This window comes from Streptomyces sp. KL116D, from assembly GCF_030766975.1.
In the GTDB taxonomy this organism is placed as follows: Bacteria; Actinomycetota; Actinomycetes; order Streptomycetales; family Streptomycetaceae; genus Streptomyces; species Streptomyces longispororuber_A.
On sequence record NZ_JASERH010000056.1, the window covers coordinates 1 to 19,080 of the forward strand.

The following is a 19,080-nucleotide window of genomic DNA, read 5'->3' on the forward strand; positions in this document are numbered from 1 at the left end:
GGCGGCTTCGTTCAATCGGATGGTGCAGCAAGATTTCGCATTTATCGTGAAACGCTCGCGTTTTCGTGCGCCGCTTCAGCCTCCCAACGGCGAGGAGGTCCAGCAGCTCATCGGGATCGTGCGCTCAGTCGGGCCGGCGGAACCACGGTCGTTCTCATCGAACACAACACGGACTGCCGCGCTCGCTGTGCGAGAAAGTCACCGTGCCGACCAGTGGAAAGGTCAACGCAGAGACGCCCCGGCGTCGTCGCTGCCTCGAGGTCACTCGAGGCGTACCTCGGCTGACTCCGAGAGCTGAGCGAACTCCCCAGCGGACCAGGCGAGGCGTTCAGCAGGACCGCACGAAGGAAGCCACCTCGTGAACCTCACCGACTTCGGCTCGAGCTCCCCGCCTCACCGTGGCAGACCTCAGCGTGCACTACGGGGGCGTGTGCGCGGTGAGCAACATCGGCTTCACAGTCGAGCCCGGCGGTCCGTCGGGATCATCAGGCCAACAGCCCGGCAAGACGTCCACCTGAAGGCGCGGTGGGCTCGTTCCGCGCGGCGTGGCCAGATCAACCTGGGCGGCCCAGGACCTGTCAGGACAAGGCGCGCGACATGGTCCGCCACGGCATCGGCTACGTACCCGAAGGCGAGGCACATGCTGGGCTGCCCGTGGACAAGAACCTCACTGCTGGGCGCCTGCGCCTGGAACAAGGAGACGCACCAGCAACTCACCGACGAGATCTGACCTGTTCCCGGTCCTGGGGAGATGCGCCATCGCCTCGCAGGAGCCCTCTCCAGCAGTCAGCAGCAGATGCTCGCCATGGGGCGTGCCTTGATGAGCAGGCCCGCCTGCCATCCTCGACAACCGTCCATGGGCCTCGCCGAGAAGCTAGTCGGCAGCATCCTCGATGTGCTGCTGAAGCTCCGTGAGGACGGCCTGAGCCTGCTGCTGGGTGGAGCAGAACGCCAAGCTGACGCCTCGGCGTCACCAGTCACTGCATCGTCATGGAGAACGGTGAGGCGGTCATGCGGACGGCAGTTCGGCAGCCCTGAGCCATGATCCCCGAGTGCAGGAGGTCTATCTTCGGTCTGCGGAAGTGACGTCGGGGACCTTCTGGCGCGACGCCCTGCTTAGGAACTGGTAAAGATAACGAACTGGTTCGTACATTCGCTGGGAGCCGCCATGGTCGCGGATGCACGGTCACAGCTGGCTGGCCCTGCGTCGGCGGTGGCATCGCGCAGGTCACCGCCAGCCCCCGCGCTGCACGGCAGGCGAGGCGCGCCGCCACGGCATGCACGGTGCCTCTACCGGCTCCTGGACATCGGGCCGGTCGACTGCCGCAGAACCGACGGGCGCCTTCGACGAGATACTCCGCTCAGCGTCCCAACTCCGCCTGCGGCTGAACATCACCCACCAGCGTACAAACAACTGGCGATACCTCCACCCGCACCGGTTGGCCCCATCGGCCCAGCGCATCAGGAGCCGCCAACACCGTGGTGTTCACCGACGCCGGCGCCGTGGGGCCACAACACGTCGACGTCAGGCCACAGTGAGCAGCATTCACATGCGGCCCGCCCGGAGCAAGCATGGATGAAGTGGTCCAACTTCGGCGCCGGAGGCGCCGATCCGCGGTCGCCTTCGCTGCTCGACCTCGGTGCAGCAACGCCTCTGGCTCACCGACCCCAACCTCGAGGCGAGCCCGCAGCCCGCCAAGAACCTCAACGCGTCGGCGGGCACCGACTGGGCGCGGGCCGTCATGGCTCCGAGGCTGAAGCGCGCACGGCGGACGCCAACGGCCTCGTCAACGCCTCACCCATCGGCACCGAACACGACCTCCGCCTGCCACTGCCCGAGTTCGCTGCACCGCACCTGTGGGTCGCCGATGTCAATTACCACCCGTTGTGGACTCCGCTCCTGACCACGGCACATGCCCTGGTGTCAGGGTCCTGCATGGTGGCGGCATGCTGGTGCACCAAGCGGCGGAGTCCTTCCGGCTGTTCACCGGCTGCGAGCCGCACTATCCCAACATGCTGGGCGACTTCGCCGACCTGACAGCGGAGGTCGGGGCATTCCTGACCGAGCGCAGGTGCCGAGGGTGGCCGATGTTCACGGCCCTGCCCCGTCGAAGCCCGGGGCTGTTCGGGACGCTCCCGCCTGGCAGTAGGTCAGCGCGGGTTGTCGACATCGTCACTGACAAGACGGCGGGAAGGCCACCGCGGAATGACTGCCGCATCCCACCCGGAGCGTGACCGTGCTGCGCCACAGGTCCATCCTTCCGCACCGAGTCCCCGGGCGGGAGCCATCGATGGTTCGTGGGATGCACCATCCGCCCCGGCGACGGGTTCCTCTTCACCTCCGAGCTGCTGAGGCGTGCGCTGTAGACTGAGATCAAGCTCCTGGAGAGTCTCGTCGTCCACAAGCGGCACCACGGCAGGCGGAACCGTCGACTCCGACTGCCGGCGGTGAGGGTCACAACAGCGAGCCTTTTAAGGATTGCTGACGAACAGACGACATCGCGAGTGCTCATCCGGCACCTCTGTCAGGATCCTCAAACAGAGCAGCGTGCGGCTTTACCGTGCAGGCGCGTCACGAGCTGCTCCCGCGCTGACGCGCGGCCCTCCTACTGCACGGAGGACCCGGCGGGTGTGACGTGAGCGTCGACTGCCGCCACTGCGCTTCCCACGGCGAACACGGCGCCGCTGGCCCTACCCACTGACACCGCACGGAGTTGCCCGAAGTCGTCGCACAATCAGTGTCAGCTCTCACCTCCAAAGCCACAATGATCTTGCTCGGGGTGCCGCCCGGCGTTCGCAACAGCTACATGCCCTTCGAGGAACGCGCCGTCGCACCCATCGTTGGAGGGCTCCGCGCATTGCTTCGCACGCCGCGCGAGCCCTCTCGCATGTCTGGGGCCGATGGGGCGCAACGTCGCGAGGATGCCCGCTGGTTGTCAGTGGTGACTGGCAGCATGGGGGACTTGATGGGATGCAGTTGCCTTGGGTCGTGGGATGTTGCGAGTGTGATTCGCGATTTGCAGATGATCTGACAAGACTGCGACGGCGGCCCCGCTCCGGCCCAGTGCGCGGGCTGCCCCGGACGACAGTTGCGGTGCGAACGCGGTATCGGCGGGCCACTGTAAAATGCGTGCTGAGACTTACGGTACGCAGGCACGAGTGCTGGAGGGGAGATCATGGGCGACTGGTTCCAGACGATCGTCGACACCGAGGCCACGCCAGGGAGGCGCAGGGCTCGCGGCGAACATCATTGACTGGCTGATTGCGGACGGCTTCATCTCGGCAGGGCGTACCGACTGCGTTCTCGGCGCTGAAGCCGGGCAGCGCGCCAGGGGACGCGTTACGGCGAAGCCATCGAGGTCCCGGATCCTGAACTCGCAAACAGTATGGAGCAACGGCCTGCACGTCACCGTGGGACGTACGGTCTTTCGACGCTGGGCAGGGCGAACCCTCGGCCGTCACCTGCCCACACTGCGCAGCGGAGGTGCCTCTCGTCGACGAGTACTGGTCGCCCATCGAGGAGGCGTGGGACCGGTTCAAGGAGGCAGTGGAACCCTGGGCTGAGGGGAGCACGATAGAGCCCGTCGCGTGTCCGTCCTGTGGCCGGACAGCTCCCGTGCACGCGTGGCACTGGGCCAACGACTACTTTCGCGTTTGGCCATCTCGGCTTCACGTTCTGGAACCGCTCCAAACTGCGGCCTGGAGTTCCTCGTGGACCTCTCACGCCGTCTCGGTGGCCACCGCACCGTATTGCCTCGAAGGCAAGCTCTGACAGGGCAGGAGGAATTGGCCTGGCGAGGGGCCTTCGTTGTGGGGAGAAGGCGTCAGGCTGCTGGGGCGGAACTGGCCGAGTCGGCCGCTGAGTTCGGTATCCGACCTCGAGTCCCTTTGAGCTGCTGCTTGCCTTTGGACGGCTTGTTGCCGGTGTGGGACGGCCAGCGCGATGTCACTCGAGGTCTCCCCGCTATGTGATGCCTGTCTCTGGCGTCGGTGGCTCGGTCGCCTACCGGCCGCTTCCCGCAGGGCGATAGGCCGTGCCGCTCTGTGGCAGAACAGGTACGTGATGCGGGGACTCTGGACGTGGCGCCGATATGCCGATGAGTATCGGAGAGTCCGGGGCGGCGGGAGCCGTCGGTGGATACGCGATCCTCGGCAAGCTCGGCAGCGGCGGCATGGGAGCCGTCTATCTGGGGCAAGCGGCCTCCGGACGCCAGGTGGCGGTCAAGGTCGTGCGACGCGCAGTACGCGCAGGACGAGGAATTTCGGGTCCGGTTCCGGCAGGAGGTCGCGGCGGCCCGCCGGGTCAGCGGCGCGTTCACCGCCCCCGTCGTGGACGCTGACCCCGAGGCGGAACAGCCGTGGATGGCGACGCTGTACGTGCCCGGCAGAACACTGGGCAGCGTCGTGGCCGAGACTGGACCGCTGGGCGGGCGTGAACTACGCCTGCTGGCGTTGGGCCTGGTCGAGGCGTTGCGGGATATCCACCGGGCGGGTGTGGTGCACCGGGATCTCAAGCCTGGCAACGTCTTGATGTCGAGGACGGTCCGCGCGTCATCGACTTCGGCATCTCGCATGCGGCCGATCACCAGGCCCTCACGGTGACCGGCCGGCTGATGGGCACCCCGCCGTTCATGTCACCGGAGCAGTTCGCCTCGCCACGTGACGTCACCGCGGCATCCGACGTGTTCTCGTTGGGATCATCGCTCGTGTACGCGGCTACGGGGCACGGTCCGTTCGACAGCGACAGTCCGTACATGACGGGCTATCGGATCGTGCACGAGGTACCCGCGCTGGAACGCACGCCTCGGCCACTGCGCTCCATCCGTGGAGCGCTGCCTGGACAAGGACCCGCAACAGCGGCCTGCGTTGAACGAGTTGCAGGCCCTGTTCCCACGTTGCCGGACACCTTGTCACCGTCGGCCGCGGGCTCCGCCGCGCAGCACCTGGCGAGCCAGGAAACCGCGCCCGCACCGGGGAGCCACGATGTCGGCGGACCGACGAACCGGTCCGCGCCCCCGCGCGATCGGACAGAGTCGCCGGCGTCATATCGCGCTCGCCGTGAGCGTCGCATTGGTCGTCACCGTCGCAGGCGTGGTGGGGTACCACTTCACGTCGGGCCGGCCGACGCCGACAAGTCACCGACCACAGTCGACCGCCGTCGATCTGCCGCCCGGCTGGCGCGCCTGGCGCACCAGCCTGACGCGACGCCAAGAGCGAGCCGACGGCCACCAACGTGGACACCGTGGACTCTGATGCGTCGCCGACGGCACCTCGGTGTACTGCGCGGGCACCGGCTTCACCGTCGCGCGGATCGATGCCGCCACCGGCCGCGTGCGGTGGCCTCGGCGACAACAGCGAGGCCGCGCAGCGCCCACTGGCGTCAGGAACGGACGCGTGTACGTCGCCGTACCCCTGGACGCGGATTCCATGGACTCCGCCCAGCGGCTCGTGGCCATCGACACCGCCACTGGCAAACAGGCCTGGACCCGCACCGCCGACGTGAGCCATCCCGCCGCCCTGTTCAGCGGCGGCGTCGCTTGCCGTGCCTGATGGCGCGAGCGAGTTCGTCGCCCTCGACGCAGCGAGCGGCAGAGATTTGTGGCGGTGCCCGCCCGATCGTCGCAGGGCACCAACTGCTCGCCTCTGGTGGTGGCGGGTGATCCCTATGGGGTGTGCACCGACGCGACCGACCCCTTCAGCGGCAAGGCCAGTCTCCTGCACTTCGACCCGGCCGACGGCACCGCACGGGAGATCGGCGCCCTCCCTCTCACGGCACAGCCCCTCGGTGTGGCCTTCGGACGGCCACTCTTCGCTGTACTGCGCCAGCGAGGACACGGCAGACGACAACAGGCGCGACCCGGCGTACTCGGCTCTTCTGGTGGTGAACCCACGCACCAAGGCCCTCACGCGCACGCCCCTGAAGGAGACCGTCCGGGGAACACCGACCCTGATCGCCGGAGTGGTCTACTTCGTCAGGCCCGACGGCACGGTCACCGCGGTCAACGCGGCGGGCGGCACCACGCTGTGGCGCAAGAACACCCAAGTCGAGAACCTCTCCGCGCCCACCAAGTCGCCGAACAACGACATGCTCTACTTCGCCAATCGCTACGGCCGTCTGCTCGCCCTGGACCGTTCCACCGGCACCACCCGATGGACCACGGCCCAACTGAGGGATCCAGGTCTGTCAGCGGAGAAGCGAGTGCCGAGCATCGTCATGGTGAAGGAGGCGATCGTCGGGGTCGCCGGTGAAAGCAGCGTTCTCGGCAAGCCCCGATCACGCCCCTCACGGGCGGACACTGAGCGCTCATGCGTGGCCGCAGCGTGGGGACGGTTTATAGCCGACTCGCCGGGGGCCCAGCCCATCAACCCGAACGATGAGAACCAGTCGTGCTGAGGAGGCCGGCCGCTCATGACCAACAGCACCGCGGCGGCATCGGCAGGGCGGCCTGCAAGCATGACGAAGATCGAGCAGCAGGCATCCGGTGGGGCGGTGCCATCTGTTGGCCCCAGCACTGGCAGGCACTGATCCGCCGCGCACTCTGCGTCCGCCTCGGCGTGCTCCAGGAGCTGAGCGTTTGCGGCCTCGCGACACCGGCGTCGAGATCGACGGCCGTCAGATCGGCGTGTTCGCGGCAACTGAACCGACACGCTGTGCCGGGGCTCCACGGCCTTCACGCAGCGGGTGTTCGCGGAGATCTTGTCGATATCCGTGCAGATGCCCACGCGATCCTGCCTCAGGACCGCAAGCTCGCCGGGAGCGGCGCGCGCACGCCAATCCTGCCGTCTGCCGCCGTGCGCCGGCAGGGGTGACCGCCACCGGCAAAAGATCATCACCAGTAAGTGGGTAGTTACACATGCGCAAGGCACCTATCGCGTTCGCGGCCGCTCTGGCCGCCGTCGGACTCGGGATCTCGGGCTGCGACGACGGCAGCGACACGGACGGCTCGGCGAAGGTCGCCCGCCGCGTCCGCTCCGCAGTCGCCTGCCTCGGAGAGTCCGGCTGCGGCCGACGGCGGGAGCGAGGGCGGAGATCGTCCCGGCCACGGGTGACGTCACGAAGCCGGGCGCGAAGCTGAAGGTGGGCGACCGAGCGGTGCTGCCGTTCGAGTACACCAGCAAGAAGAAGGGCACCATCGCGGTCACCGTCACGGCGATCACGAAGGGCGCCGAGTCCGACATGTGCCAAGTTCGGGACCAAGGCGAAGGGGATGACGCCCTACTTCATCAAGCTGAAGGTGGAGAACGTCGGCGGCACCGACCTTTCGTACCTCGCTGAAGCTGAGAAGGCGTCCTTGCGAACGGACAGGGGAACCAGGGTCATTCTGACCGGCGACATCCCCGTGCAAGTGCGACAGCGAGAACGCGTCGGCCGAGTTCACCACCAAGGGCGCCTCATTCGAGACGATGCAGCCTGAGCGCCACCAAGGGCGACCCGGTCACGGGAGCCGAGTACGGCAGGCGGACGCCTACAGCGACAGCCCCGTCCTCTGGACCAGCTGAGGCACGCCGCACCGCAACGACCCTCGTGATGACTGCCCGTATCAGGGCATTGTCGGATAGTGGGGCAGTTTGAGTGTGGTGCCAGTGAGGCATCTGCCGATCAAGTAGGGGCGGTGCGGGATGCGCAGCCGGCCGCGGCGGAGAGGTGCATTCGGGTGATCGTCGTGGGTGTCCAGACGAAGCCGTTGCGCCCTCTGCGGCGGTACTTGCGGTGGCGGCGCGGTCGGTGGCGCAGCACAGGACGCGCAGTAGCGGGAGCCAGGGCCTGCCGCGCGCGCGCCACCGGCGTGGGCCCGTGCCGGCTCCCGGGTGCGGGCGCGCGGCGGGGGCCATACGAATCCGGCCTCGTCCTCGAAGACGACGAAGGCGCCCAGCGCCGCCGAGGGCGGCTACCACTTGACCTGGTGGAAGTCCATCGTGCCGAAGGTCGCGACGCGTGACGGCGGGCCGAGGCGACGTTGGACGCGGTGGACGTGTCCGACACTCAGCTCGCCCCGCCGGATCATCGAGGAGGAGCAGAACCGGCTGGGTGTGAGCAGCCACAGGCAGACGGGCGAGCGGATCGGGGCGTGCCAGGGAAGAGTAGCATCGTCGCCGACGTGGCGAAGTGAAGGCCGTTGCTTGCTGATAAGACGGGTGAAGCGTGGAGCAGAAGAAGCCATGGACGATCCAGTGGCATATTGCCGCAGATGGAACGGTGATCAAGGCAGCGGTCCCGGGGCAGCGCGGGACACGAGCAGCTGTTCCAGCAGTTTGCGACGGCGCGGACGCCGAGATCGAGCAGCTCGTGCCATGGAGGAGGGGCTGCAGCGTGCGCAGCACCTCCGGCGAGCGAAGGTCGAGGGTCCTCCTGTACCTGGCCCTCTACGTGGCTCTCGCAGGGCTCGTGGCCGGGATCGTCGCCTGGGCCGGCCTCGATACCGGGTTCTTGACGCTGGGGTCGCTCGCTGTCGTCGTTCTCGGGCTCAGCACGGGCGTCATCATGCGGGCATCGATCAGTCGCTATCAGCGCGCCCACCGGGAGGCCGGGTTCCGAATCGTCGAACGGCATCACGCTCGCGGCTCGCGAGGCCCGCACGATGATCAGCGACCCAGCTGCCGTCTCCGGCAGAGGTTCGCCGCCGTCGGGCCTGAGGGTCGACGTGGGCGATGGACTCGTCCCTGTTTCTCGGATCTCTAGGTGGGCCAGTCGACGGCGGGTCCGGTGACGATGCGGGCGTCCTTGGCCTCCTCCGTTGAAGTGCGCGGTCTGGGACGGAGGCGTCCCGGGGCGATGGACTTCAACTGTTCGAGCCCCTCCGCGCGTTCGCGGACGGCAGTTCCTGCTCGCTTGTCGGCGCACTGTCGTCCCCAGGGTGTGTCTCGATCACTTCACGGCATGGTGACAGGCGTTCGCAAGAGGTTGCAGGTCGCGTGCAAGGGCTAGCTTCGCTGCGTTCACTCGCCAAAGCAACGGAGGCACACAGCATGACGACGAACGGCCGCCGGGCCCACGGCATATCGTCCCGCAGACGGCTGCTCCGCCTGGCCGGCGGCGGCGTCGCGCTGTCGCTGCTCGGTGCCGGAGCTGTCGGTTGCGAGGAGAAGCGAAAACGCTGCCGGCGCCACGCCCGCAGCCGTCCGGGGGGGCGGCAAAGAGACCGACGCGGATGCTGGTGGGGCGCCGAAGCCCGTCTGGACCGAGTCCGCCGCCGTGCACCCGTCGCTTGGGTGATGGCCACCTGACCGCCGCGTCCGACCTGGTGCTCATTGCCGGGAAACCGATGGTGGCCCGGGACGGCGCGTCCGGCAGAGCAGAAGTGGTCGCTGCCGGACGGCACCGTGCCCACCTGGCAAGCTGCTGACGGCCGACGGCACGCTCTACCTCGCCAGCGCCCAGTACGACAACAGCGTCATCGGCTACGACCCGGCCACCGGCAAGGACGGCGCAGCCGTGCGAGCAAGGCGTTCCGGCAACCGCGGGTCATCGCGGCCGACGGCAAACAGGTGTACGTCATCGCCGGGATCCTGGAGAAGGACTTCACTTCCCAGCGCAACGTCATCGCCGCGCTGGACGCCCGTTCGGGCCGTGATGTGGCGGGAACAGCGTGACTTCGGCACCGAGGAGACGGGCGTCACCGCCGCCGTGCACGGCGACCGGCTCGTCCACACCGACTTCAGGAAGAACCTCACGGTCCGCGACACCGCTACCGGCAAGCAGGTCTGGACTCAGAAGACCAACGAGACCAACTTCAAGGGCTTCGCCGTCCACGACGGCCTGGTGATTCTCGCGCAGGGTCGCAAACTCCAGGCGTTCGCACTGTCCGACGGCGCGAGGAAGTGGACGCTGGACGCCGGCCGGTTCGGCTCGTTCAAGCAGCCCGGCCTGGTGGACGGCGTGCTGTACGTCGCTGACAGCTCCCGTACTCTCTGGGCGGTCCAGCCGAAGACCGGCGCGAAGATCTGGCAGAGCGCAGGACATCGCCGAGGCGGACGGCAAGACCCCCTGGCAGTACGTCAAGGTGGGCCGCACGCTCTACGCGGCGACGGAACTGGACGAGAAGGGCGGTGTGCACGCCATCGACGCGGAGACAGGCAAGCTCCGCTGGACGTTCAATGACGGCAGCGGTGACTACCACCAGTGGCTGGTCGCCACCGACGGCAAGTACGTGTTCGCCCCTGCACGGCAAGAAGCTGCACGCGCTGCCTGTTTGAGCGTCCTGACAGCGGTGTCGGATGAGCACTCGCGATGTCGTCTGTTCGTCAGCAATCCTTCCTGGTCCCGCTCTTGCGGCTCTGTCCGTCCGTTTGCGGCGCCAGGCCCTCTACCTGGCGGGGTACGACACCAAGGAAGACACCAGAGAGTGGGTCGCCTACCAGCAGGCATCGAGCGCCCGAACGACTGGCCCGCCCTGTGGCTCAGCTCCCGCAGCGTCGCCGCCGTGTGCGCACGGCAGGGCGGGCCGCGGTCGCATGTCGTAGACGACCTGACGACCTCGTGCCCCCGTTGTCCGTCCGAGGGCGGGTGTTGCCGCGTCAGGCTGTATCGACCGTTTCTGGCATCCGCCAGACCGGCTGGCCAGCACTCTTATCCGTCATTCTTGAGGAGCCGGTTCTGTGCTGCCGTAAGTGCGGCCATCGCCACTGCGGCCAGCGCGAAGCAGCCGCAGACGAAGGTCACGGATAGGGAACCAGTCAGCCGGTGCGGTGAACAACGAGACGGTGAACCGGCATCCGGCAGCGCATGCGCCCTGATCCGCCGGCGACAAGCCACGTGCTGGGGGTGACCGCTCGCCAGGCGTCGCCCGCGGCGGCAGCGCGTGCGAAACGCAGGGCGACGCGTGCGGCAAGGACCACGCAGACGACAGGCGCGACGATCGCTGCTCCCAGCAGGAACACCACGGGCAGGGATCCAGATACCGGCGTCTTCGGACGAGAGGATCATGAAGACAGGGACCGTCCTCGTGGCGGAAAGGTTGCCCTCACGGTGGCGCATGTGCGGGTACAACGGCGGTTCAGAGATGGGAGCTTAGGTCGTGACGATCCTTATCACGGAGACGGCTGCGGTCGGTGCCGTGGCCGCCCTTCGGGGGCATGGCACTCGGTGCGGCGCTTGGCGGTGGCACCGACGCTCTGCTGCGGGGCAGTGCGGACCTGGCACCGTACGTCAGGGGGTGGCTTCTGCTCCCGTCTGCGGGCGCCCTGTTCCTGGTGCCTGGCCTGACGGTGTTCCTGCTGACGGCGGTCTCGGTGGCCCCGGCGCGTGGAGCGACACGTAGGTCCCCCCACTGAGGCGCTGAAGGGCTGTGACCCGGCCCGTGCGGGACCTGTTGGCCAGGGGCAGTTGGCAGGATCGTGCACGACAGGCGTCAGGAGCCTGCCAACGGGAGACCTGTGGGACGGGAGAGATCGCTGCGATGCTTCTGGGGGCGACCGGGGATCAGGCCCGGACAGCTCTCGAGAAGCGGCGTCCAGGGGCGCTGGAAGGGAAGACCCATGATGCGTACCGTCACCAGCAGGGTCGGTCGGGGGATCACGGCGGCGGTGCTGACTGCGCTGGCGGCGGCGGGGTGTTCGCCGCCGCCAGCGGCCTCACGTCCACGAGCGGCGACGGCACCGTGGTGTCGCAGCCCCTGTCTCGATCCCAGGACAGTGCCTGCGGGCCGGCCAACGGCTGGCAGGAGGGCCGAAGACCTGATCCTTCGAGCGAGAGGGCCCCGCCGCGGGCCGGTCCAGGTCCGGGCGCCGAGCACGGTGCCCGGACCGTCGCCTGTGCAGTACCTCTTTGCCGATTCCCCGAGGAGCACCGCCGATGCACCGCATGCAGGCCCTGGGTCTCACGCCTGCGGAAGAGGAGGCGTACCGGCACGTCCTGCGGCACCCCGGCCGGAGCGCCCGCACGATCGTCGCCGCGTCCTGGCACCCGCACGGAACCGGCGCGGCCACCGTGAAGGCGGCTGAAGGACTTGGGAGCCGTGGTCGAGCAGGACGGACTGTTGTGGCCGGAGCAACCCGAGCGAGTGGTCGGCCGGCTGACGGAGCAGCTGCTGGCCGAGCTGCACACGATCATGCAGAGCCTCTCCCAGGCATACGGGGTAGTGCGCTCGCTGGAGGACGAGTCGGCGGCGGCCGGCGGTCCCTGGGAGGATGACGACGCACTGGTGCCCGCCCGCCGGCCGCCGGAACGGATCAGCGATTCCCGCCGTGCTGCGGCAGCGCGTGGAGGAGCTCGCCCGGAGCGCCCGCGACGAGGTGCTGGCGTGCGTTCCCCTGCCCAGCGACCGACAGCTGGGTCTCCCGACTGACCGTGCCGCTGTGCCTGCGGATGCTGGACCGTGGAGTCACCGTGCGCCTTCTGGTGTGGCAGGCCGTGCCGGCCGTGCCGTCGGCCGCCGCCCACCTGGGCCGGCTGGCCGGTGCAGGGGCGCAGGTGCGGGTCCCTGCCCACCTCGGACAGTGCGACGGCCGTGTGCGACGGACACACCGCGCTGGTGCCCGTCGCACCGTCGGACCTCGCCGAGGGCATGTTCTGTCACCACGGAACCCAGAACAGTGAGCACTGTCGTCCGTCACTTCGAGCGGCTGTGGGCAGATGCCCAGATGTGGCCGGGCGGTTGACGGCAGGCACGCCCAGGTGCGTCAGATCCAGCCCCGCTCCCGGGCCAGCAGCGCCGCATGGGCGCGATTTTCCGCACCGAGGATCCGGATCAGCTCCGATATGTAGCGGCGATACGTGCGCAGGGCCGTGCCCACCTGGCGCGCGCCGGTCTCGTCCTTGCTGACCGTGCACATCGCCTGCAACACCTCGGCCTGCAGAGTGGTCAGTTCGGGTTCGTCGGACGATTGCTCCCCGGCCCGACCACGTCGGTGAACTCATCGGCTCCCGCCCACAGCCGCTCGAAGTTGTTGACGACGGTGGTGACGATCCCCTCCTCGCTCGAGCAGAGGGCACCCTTGGACGTAGTTTTTCGGGTCCACCGGCACGAGCGTCGTGCGGTGGTCGTACACCAGCATCCAGTTCACTCAGGTCCTCAATCACTCGGACGTGGGCCCCGGCGGCGGTCAGTTCCTGGAGGTAGTCCGGGTGGTGTCGTCCTTCACCGCAGATGCGCGGACCAGGTTGCGCACGACGACGCCGCGGCGCAGGCAGCGCAGATCCAGCGGACGGGCACTCTCGATGTTCTCCAGGGTCAGCGCGTCGTACGGTCCCGCAGGCCAGAATCTCGAGCGGGCGAAGAAGGCCAGTTCGTCCAGGCGCTCACGGATGGCGGGCAGGCCGATCAGCCGCTCCACCGGGGCGTGTTCGGGATCCGACCCCGCTCGCCTGATCTTCGAGCGTCAGGGAATCCACGATGGGTCTCCAGATCCGAGAGCGTGCGAATGGTGTGGTAGAGCTCCTCGAGGCGCTGTTGGGCCAGCCGGTTCACCACCACGTCAGGGAGTGCGGCCAGACCTGCCGCCATCCTCGCGAATGACGTGCAGTTCTCAGTCGAGCGGCACCGCCGCGTCCAGCACGATCGGTGCCTGCCGCGGCAGAACGTGAACCTCGCAGAGTTCGATGCCGGGCCGCGCAGCAGCAGCCGGTAGATCTCCTCCACCGCGGTGATGCCGAGGACGGCCATGTGATGCGCAGGCAAGAGTCACTCCGTGGGGATGGGCGATGGATCCGCCAGTGGGTGGTGCCTGGGCTTAGGAGCCGAGATGCGCGAGACGGAAGACGTCACCTGGCCCGGTGACTGAGCCGTGGCGTCCCTGTGACAGGCCGTGAACAGGCAGGATGTTGCGACCAGCCGACCAGATCTGGCCACCGTTCCTGGTTCCTCCGCTCCTCGGGCACCTGCGATATTCGGTGTCGGCGAAGGGATGGTGCTGAGCCTGCGAAGCGAACCAGCCGGACGGACGCCGTCGGCTGTCCTCGCATCAGGCAGCGCCCTTCCCCGGCACTTCTCATGGGAGGCAAGGACCAGATGCTCTTGAGACTGCTTGGGGCCAGCAAGCATGGGCGGTACCGAGACGCAGGCCGGTGCTCGCCACGCTCCCTGTTGCGCCGGCGGCAGTTCGCCGCCCCGCTGAGCTCCACAGTGAGGCAGGCGGCGGAGCTCGCTGGCACGGTCCCGATTCGCAGCCTTGGGCAGCACGCCGAGGTCGCCTCTGGCACGGCGGGTGGCTTCCTACCGAGAGGAGAACCTCAGTTTCAGCTCAATTCATGGGGACGATCGTCGATCGGATCGAGCGGCGCGGGTAGGGTCTGAGGCGTTGCAGTCACAAGGCCGGCACGTGCAGTCGCATTGTTTGATACCTCGCACGGTCGCGCGCTCTCCGCAGCGGTGGCGGGTAAGGATGAGCGCAACTCTGATTCCATCGGCATTGGCATAAGGCGTCGGGTTTTCGGCCGACGATGTAGCTCTCGATACACGGGCAGACTGCATCGTCAAAGGTAAGGTTACGTTGATCCTGCTTGGTGCGAGGAACTTGCCACCGAATCGATAACCGTCCCCAAGTTGGTGAACACCTCGACTGGCTACGGCCGCCCTTTGGACTGGGCAGGACCGCATCTTCGAAAGAGTGATCTCGACACCCTAGCCATTTCCTGTTTCTGGCCGTGATGTAGTGACCAGCCTCATGCACATTGGGGCACTTCTAAAGATGTGAATGCGGCATGCAAAGCGGGGAACGGTACGTTCCGCATGAGACTGGAAAGAAATTATGCAGAGACTGCGAATCCATTTCACTGGGGCCGACTTGATGCGTATCCAGATGGCCGCCACGCCCAGCGTATGCGGAAATCGCAACCAGCCTGAATCGACTGCGTTCGGGAACGTAACGCAGCGCGGCACCAGGGTTGGCTTCGGTATGCGCGCCCCTCGCCTCTGGCTCTCGAGACCCCATCGAATGCCGAATGTGCTTACGTCGCTGGTGCCGCCGAATGGAGCTTTCCTGATTTCGCAACGGACCGTGGGGGAGGACGGGAGAATTGATCGACATAGTTCGCAGCACTCCCGTCCGGAGAATACAGAGCCGAACTTGAAGTGGTATTTCGCCAACCGAAGGGCTCCCATAGCCTGGCTCGCCTACTGTCAACCGAGGAGACGGGAACCACTCAAGCGATCTAGCAAAGCGCTTTTGACCAGTATCATCGCGAACTCATCGATCCATTCAATTCCACCCTCACAAATACCGTGCTGGCTGGAGCGGACCAGGGTCGGGACAGGAGATCCTCGATGGAGGCGTCGGGCAGATGCTGACCTCTGCTGGATGCCTGCCGCACATTGGGAGGACCCTCGGTGTTGAGCGTCGGATTACTGCGCGGACAGAGACCTCGGTACTTGGAGGCGCGGAATCACCAGTTAACCCGTCCTGGTCTCTGCAGCGGCACACCGGTGACGCTTATCGACCCAGAGCTTCGCCCCGTGCTGGTCTACCCACCTCTCGGGCGAGAACCATATGCGCCGGCCCAGCCGGACGGCTTTGGCGCTGGGCCGCACTCGAGCGGGCTGCTCTTGCTGCGCTGGCCCATCCATGCTCGACCAACGAACTGGCGCGCCGCATCGCTTCGTGTCACCCGCCTCGGCCAGCAGGCATGCGACCGCGCTGCGTGGATGCCGGCCCCGTGGTGGAGCATCCGGAAGGGACACGCGATGCTGCACAGCGCGACGCGCCCGCGAGCTGCTGAGTCTCGACTGAATTTTCCGCCACATTGCAGATGTTTTTGATGCCGAGTGACAGGGAAGAAATTCAGAGGTCGATGACCATGTCCATGCCGCAGGAAATCTCGGGCAAGCAAACGGTTACCCGGCGATGCCCGTGTTTCTTCAGCGCGCATCAGTACCCGACAAAATTTGCATCGTCGTTCCATTCAAACCCGATCAGGGTTCGACAACCTCACCCGCATGCCCGCATCGGTCATTCATAGCGTTCGGTCGTCTGGCGAGGCAGAGGGAACGGGTGCGCGACGCAGGTGAGAATTCGGACCCGAGGTCACACGGACCGCATTCTTTTCATGCCTGACGTACATCTTGGTATCCGCCAACCAAGCCCGTGGGGCTAAGAAACCAACCACCCCTCTGTGCTGTAGACGGCGTCGAGTAGGCCGAATCATCCAGGCGGACAGCACGCACCACCCAAGGGCTCCCAGATGTCATCCCAGGGACAAAGATCGGGAATGATCGCAGCGCTCGCTGGCGCGCATACAGTAAGCGATGGCTGCGAACATCGTCCCTCAGGTGTGCTCTGCATCCCGCCGCCTTTGCGGACATTTCCGCTGCCCAAAATCAGCGGCCTGGTGATCCTCACCACTTCGTCCGGCGTCATCCAGCTCCACGTGTCCTCCCTACCGACCCTCTGTCCGGACCGCTACGCACAGACACGTCCCGACACTGGCTCGGAATGGTCGATTCCGATTACGTTCCAACGAAAATCATCTGGAACCCGCCGGTCCGTCATTGATGCAATCAGCGGTAGTGGCAGGGACTCTCAGCCGCACCACGCACCAGCAAGCTCAAAAGGGAGGAATCGGAATGGATTCCGTACGAGCTTGGAAGGACCTGAGTACCGCCGGACTCTGGCGACCCCTCCACGGCATCCGGTCGGGAACCCCGGGTCAGCAAGCTCGACCTCGCAGGGCCTGCGGCAGTAGTAGGAGGCGGCGAAGCGGGGCTCGGGGCGTGACCAAGACCGCGACTCTGGTCTCGTCCTGGTGCGTTGTCAGTCTCGCCGTGTGCTGAGAGCATCCCGTCACCAAAGAGAGAAAGAGGAAGAGGAAGAAATGGACACAGTGGAAGGCTGAAGAACCCGGTACTGGGCCACCCCTTCCGGGGCTGACCAGCGATTCCGCGAACCCGGCCGGACCGTCGGCACGTCCCGCACGCAGCTGTCGCAAGTGGCCGGCGGGGGACCTCGTGGTGGTGCGCCGGGGTGACCCTCAGCGTCGCAGCCCGGTGACGGCACCAAGGGCTACTCCAGCCTCGGCTGCTGCTGACCTCACACCACTTAAGGAGAAACACATGGACATCGTCCGGTGCTCTGAAAGACCCTGGAGTACCGAAGCACCCTCCCGGCGGCCCGAGCACCTCCGGGACGTGCCTGACTGATCCACCTCGAGGTCACCGAGCTCGCTGGTGCGCCGGCGGCGGTACCCAGATCGCTACTCGGCATCGGCTCGCTGCTTCGTCTCCCCAAGACGTTCACGATGATCCAACCCGGCTCTCTGCAGTATCACCTGTCGGTGGTCTGCCGATCAGCACCCGGACAGCGCCGGCCTCCGCCGCCGCTCCGGCGGCGCGGGAGGACCCCTTGGAAAGGCAGGACATGTCTGTTCGTAACTCTCCCCTGGCACATAACGCGGTGGCGTATTCTCCGCAGATCGAAAGCGACCCCGTCGCCAGCCACCGACGTTGAGCAGCCGAGATGAAGCGGTGGCTCGGACGTCTTCGGCTCGGAGCGAATCCGTTGCCACGGTGGTGAGCTCTGGGATCTCGGCCTCGACGACTTCCAGGCCCGTCTGGCCGGCGAGCGGGTCGATACCCGTCCCTCCTGGCGCGCGGGGATCTGAGGCGGCGTGCGGTGAAGCAGGAGAGACGGACGAGGCATTGTCCCGTCTCGCCATCGGTCGCGACACCTCGCTGGCGGCCCCTGCCGCGGCACTCCGATCCACGGGCAGCCAGCGCGAACTCCATCAGCGCCTGTTTGAACTACTGGGGTCCCGGATCGCCGGTATCGCCGACACCCCTGAGCGCAGCCTGGCCACAGCAGGACATCAATGCGGGCCATCGTGCGGACCATGGTGTTATTGGAGCTCAACGTCGCCCGGGACGCCTGCACGGGGAGACCCCCGAAGACCGATTCGCCGACTTCGTCCGGTAGCTCGGCGAGTACCTGGCCCAGAGCGAGCTCTGGGCCGAATACTCCGTTCTCCCAGGTCACCTCGGCGACATCCTCACGTTGTCGAGTCCCGGGCCGAGTTCGCCGAGCGGCCTCTTGCCGACCTCGGACGAGCTCGACAACCCGGTGCGTGACGGAGGCCCTGGTGACCCTCGTCGACGTACAGCCAGTGCGGGCCGGTGACACCCACCGCCGCGGGCCGCAGTGTTCGCCATCGTGACCTTCACGCGCAAGAAGCTCGTCTGGCAAGCTTCCCGGTCTGCCTCCGACGTCGCCTGGGGAGAGGTTCTGAGCTGGTTCCACGGGCCAGGACCCCGACTACGACCTCGTTGCGCCGAGGACACTGGCGGGCGAGGGTTACGGTGGTCCAGCTTCATGGACCACCATCCGTCATGCTCAATGGCCGACAGCTGCGCGCTCCAGGATTCTTCTGGCGCACCGCGCGCTGCTTTCTGCCCCGGATCCACGTCCCTCTGTGCGGCGTCGACGTCCACCACGAAAACGTCATCGCGCACGGCGCCTATCCTCTGGTGATGGTCGACATGGAGGCGTTGTTCCACTGGCGCTCTGCCGACAGCCGGGGATTCTGGTCCACGCCGGCCGATGACCATGGTCGACGGCGTGCTGCGAGTCGGTCTGCTGCCCTCCAAACTCATCGTCCGTAACGAGGGAGTTGCCCACGCGCTCGAGACCAGCCCTGTGGGAGTGGAGGGCAACAGAAGACCCTCATCCCTGTTCCTGTTCCGCAGAACACCGGCACCGATGAGATGCGGTTCGTCGAGCAGCACGTGGAGATGGGCCGCTGATACCAGCAGCAGGGTCGAGCTGTTGACGAGGTGGTCGATGCCCGTGGGTATGCCTCCGAAGTCGAAGCGGGCTTCGCTCTGGACCCACCGCGCCATCGTCAAGGACAAGAGCAGTTGGGTCGGCCGTACTCGACCGGTTCACGGATGTCGAGATGAGGCACATCGTCCGCGCCACGGCGTACTACCAGTGCCTCCTGGAGGACAGCAAGCACCCCGACTTCCTGCGCGATGCCTTGGACCGTGACCGGTTCTCGCTCGCCTGGCGCTCACCGCCGACGGCACCCAGTCGTGGGAACAGCTGGTGCCAGCGGAGGTACGCGACCTGGGTGCAGGTGAAGGGCAAAACGAAATGAGCGTTTCACGATAAATGCGAAAACGGTTAAACACCCACCTCCTGATTGAACGAAGTTACACT

General features: G+C 66.8%; 10 protein-coding genes and 2 pseudogenes. 10 read left to right on the forward strand and 2 right to left on the reverse strand.

All coding sequences use genetic code 11. The features are described 5' to 3' along the window. Window positions 1-1,947: 1,947 nt before the first annotated feature. The 9 genes and pseudogenes from RBJ77_RS21905 to RBJ77_RS21945 all read left to right on the forward strand — a co-directional run bounded on the left by RBJ77_RS21905 (window position 1,948) and on the right by RBJ77_RS21945 (window position 10,766). On the forward strand, window positions 1,948-2,235 hold the full coding sequence (locus RBJ77_RS21905; RefSeq protein ID WP_372346585.1) for a hypothetical protein: 288 nt from the start codon (window positions 1,948-1,950) through the stop codon (window positions 2,233-2,235). A gap of 1,899 nt (window positions 2,236-4,134) precedes the next feature. Continuing rightward, window positions 4,135-4,602 (forward strand): hypothetical protein, encoded by a 468-nt coding sequence (locus RBJ77_RS21910; protein ID WP_372346586.1) that lies wholly within the window; start codon window positions 4,135-4,137, stop codon window positions 4,600-4,602. Next, window positions 4,599-4,721: pseudogene (locus RBJ77_RS21915) on the forward strand (hypothetical protein); the annotation flags it as partial. The gene RBJ77_RS21910 and the pseudogene RBJ77_RS21915, both read left to right, overlap by 4 nt. A 553-nt stretch (window positions 4,722-5,274) precedes the next feature. Next, complete coding sequence (locus RBJ77_RS21920; protein WP_372346587.1) at window positions 5,275-5,550, forward strand: PQQ-binding-like beta-propeller repeat protein; 276 nt, start codon at window positions 5,275-5,277, stop codon at window positions 5,548-5,550. 331 nt (window positions 5,551-5,881) lie between these two features. Then, window positions 5,882-6,394 carry a PQQ-binding-like beta-propeller repeat protein gene (locus tag RBJ77_RS21925; RefSeq protein ID WP_372346588.1) on the forward strand — a complete coding sequence of 171 codons (513 nt, stop codon included), beginning with the start codon at window positions 5,882-5,884 and terminating at the stop codon, window positions 6,392-6,394. Between the two features lie 814 nt (window positions 6,395-7,208). Continuing rightward, complete coding sequence (locus tag RBJ77_RS21930; RefSeq protein ID WP_372346589.1) at window positions 7,209-7,415, forward strand: hypothetical protein; 207 nt, start codon at window positions 7,209-7,211, stop codon at window positions 7,413-7,415. 1,906 nt (window positions 7,416-9,321) lie between these two features. Continuing rightward, entirely contained in the window at window positions 9,322-9,591 is a 270-nt protein-coding gene (locus tag RBJ77_RS21935) for a hypothetical protein (protein ID WP_372346590.1), read from the forward strand. Then, the gene (locus RBJ77_RS21940) at window positions 9,572-10,099 is read left to right on the forward strand and encodes a PQQ-binding-like beta-propeller repeat protein (RefSeq protein WP_372346594.1); all 528 of its coding nucleotides are present in this window, start codon (window positions 9,572-9,574) and stop codon (window positions 10,097-10,099) included. The genes RBJ77_RS21935 and RBJ77_RS21940 overlap by 20 nt, the downstream gene beginning before the upstream one ends. Then, window positions 10,050-10,766 (forward strand): hypothetical protein, encoded by a 717-nt coding sequence (locus tag RBJ77_RS21945; protein ID WP_372346591.1) that lies wholly within the window; start codon window positions 10,050-10,052, stop codon window positions 10,764-10,766. The genes RBJ77_RS21940 and RBJ77_RS21945 overlap by 50 nt, the downstream gene beginning before the upstream one ends. Window positions 10,767-12,618: 1,852 nt before the next feature. Here the strand turns inward: RBJ77_RS21945 and RBJ77_RS21950 are convergent. Together RBJ77_RS21950 and RBJ77_RS21955 are read right to left on the reverse strand one after the other, a co-directional pair. Then, window positions 12,619-12,771 (reverse strand): hypothetical protein, encoded by a 153-nt coding sequence (locus tag RBJ77_RS21950; RefSeq protein ID WP_372346592.1) that lies wholly within the window; start codon window positions 12,769-12,771, stop codon window positions 12,619-12,621. 270 nt (window positions 12,772-13,041) lie between these two features. Continuing rightward, window positions 13,042-13,272 carry a hypothetical protein gene (locus RBJ77_RS21955; protein WP_372346593.1) on the reverse strand — a complete coding sequence of 77 codons (231 nt, stop codon included), beginning with the start codon at window positions 13,270-13,272 and terminating at the stop codon, window positions 13,042-13,044. Between the two features lie 5,524 nt (window positions 13,273-18,796). Here RBJ77_RS21955 and RBJ77_RS21960 point away from each other — a divergent pair. Then, window positions 18,797-19,018 (forward strand): annotated as a pseudogene (locus RBJ77_RS21960) (DUF4135 domain-containing protein); the annotation flags it as partial. Window positions 19,019-19,080: the final 62 nt, after the last annotated feature.

What these genes read in the sequence shown, in the direction of transcription:
- RBJ77_RS21905 (WP_372346585.1), top strand. Translation starts at nt 1,948, where the DNA reads ATGCTGGTGCACCAAGCGGCGGAGTCCTTCCGGCTGTTCACCGGCTGC.
- RBJ77_RS21930 (WP_372346589.1), top strand. Translation starts at nt 7,209, where the DNA reads ATGACGCCCTACTTCATCAAGCTGAAGGTGGAGAACGTCGGCGGCACC.
- RBJ77_RS21940 (WP_372346594.1), top strand. Translation starts at nt 9,572, where the DNA reads ATGTGGCGGGAACAGCGTGACTTCGGCACCGAGGAGACGGGCGTCACC.
- RBJ77_RS21950 (WP_372346592.1), bottom strand. Translation starts at nt 12,771, where the DNA reads ATGTGCACGGTCAGCAAGGACGAGACCGGCGCGCGCCAGGTGGGCACG.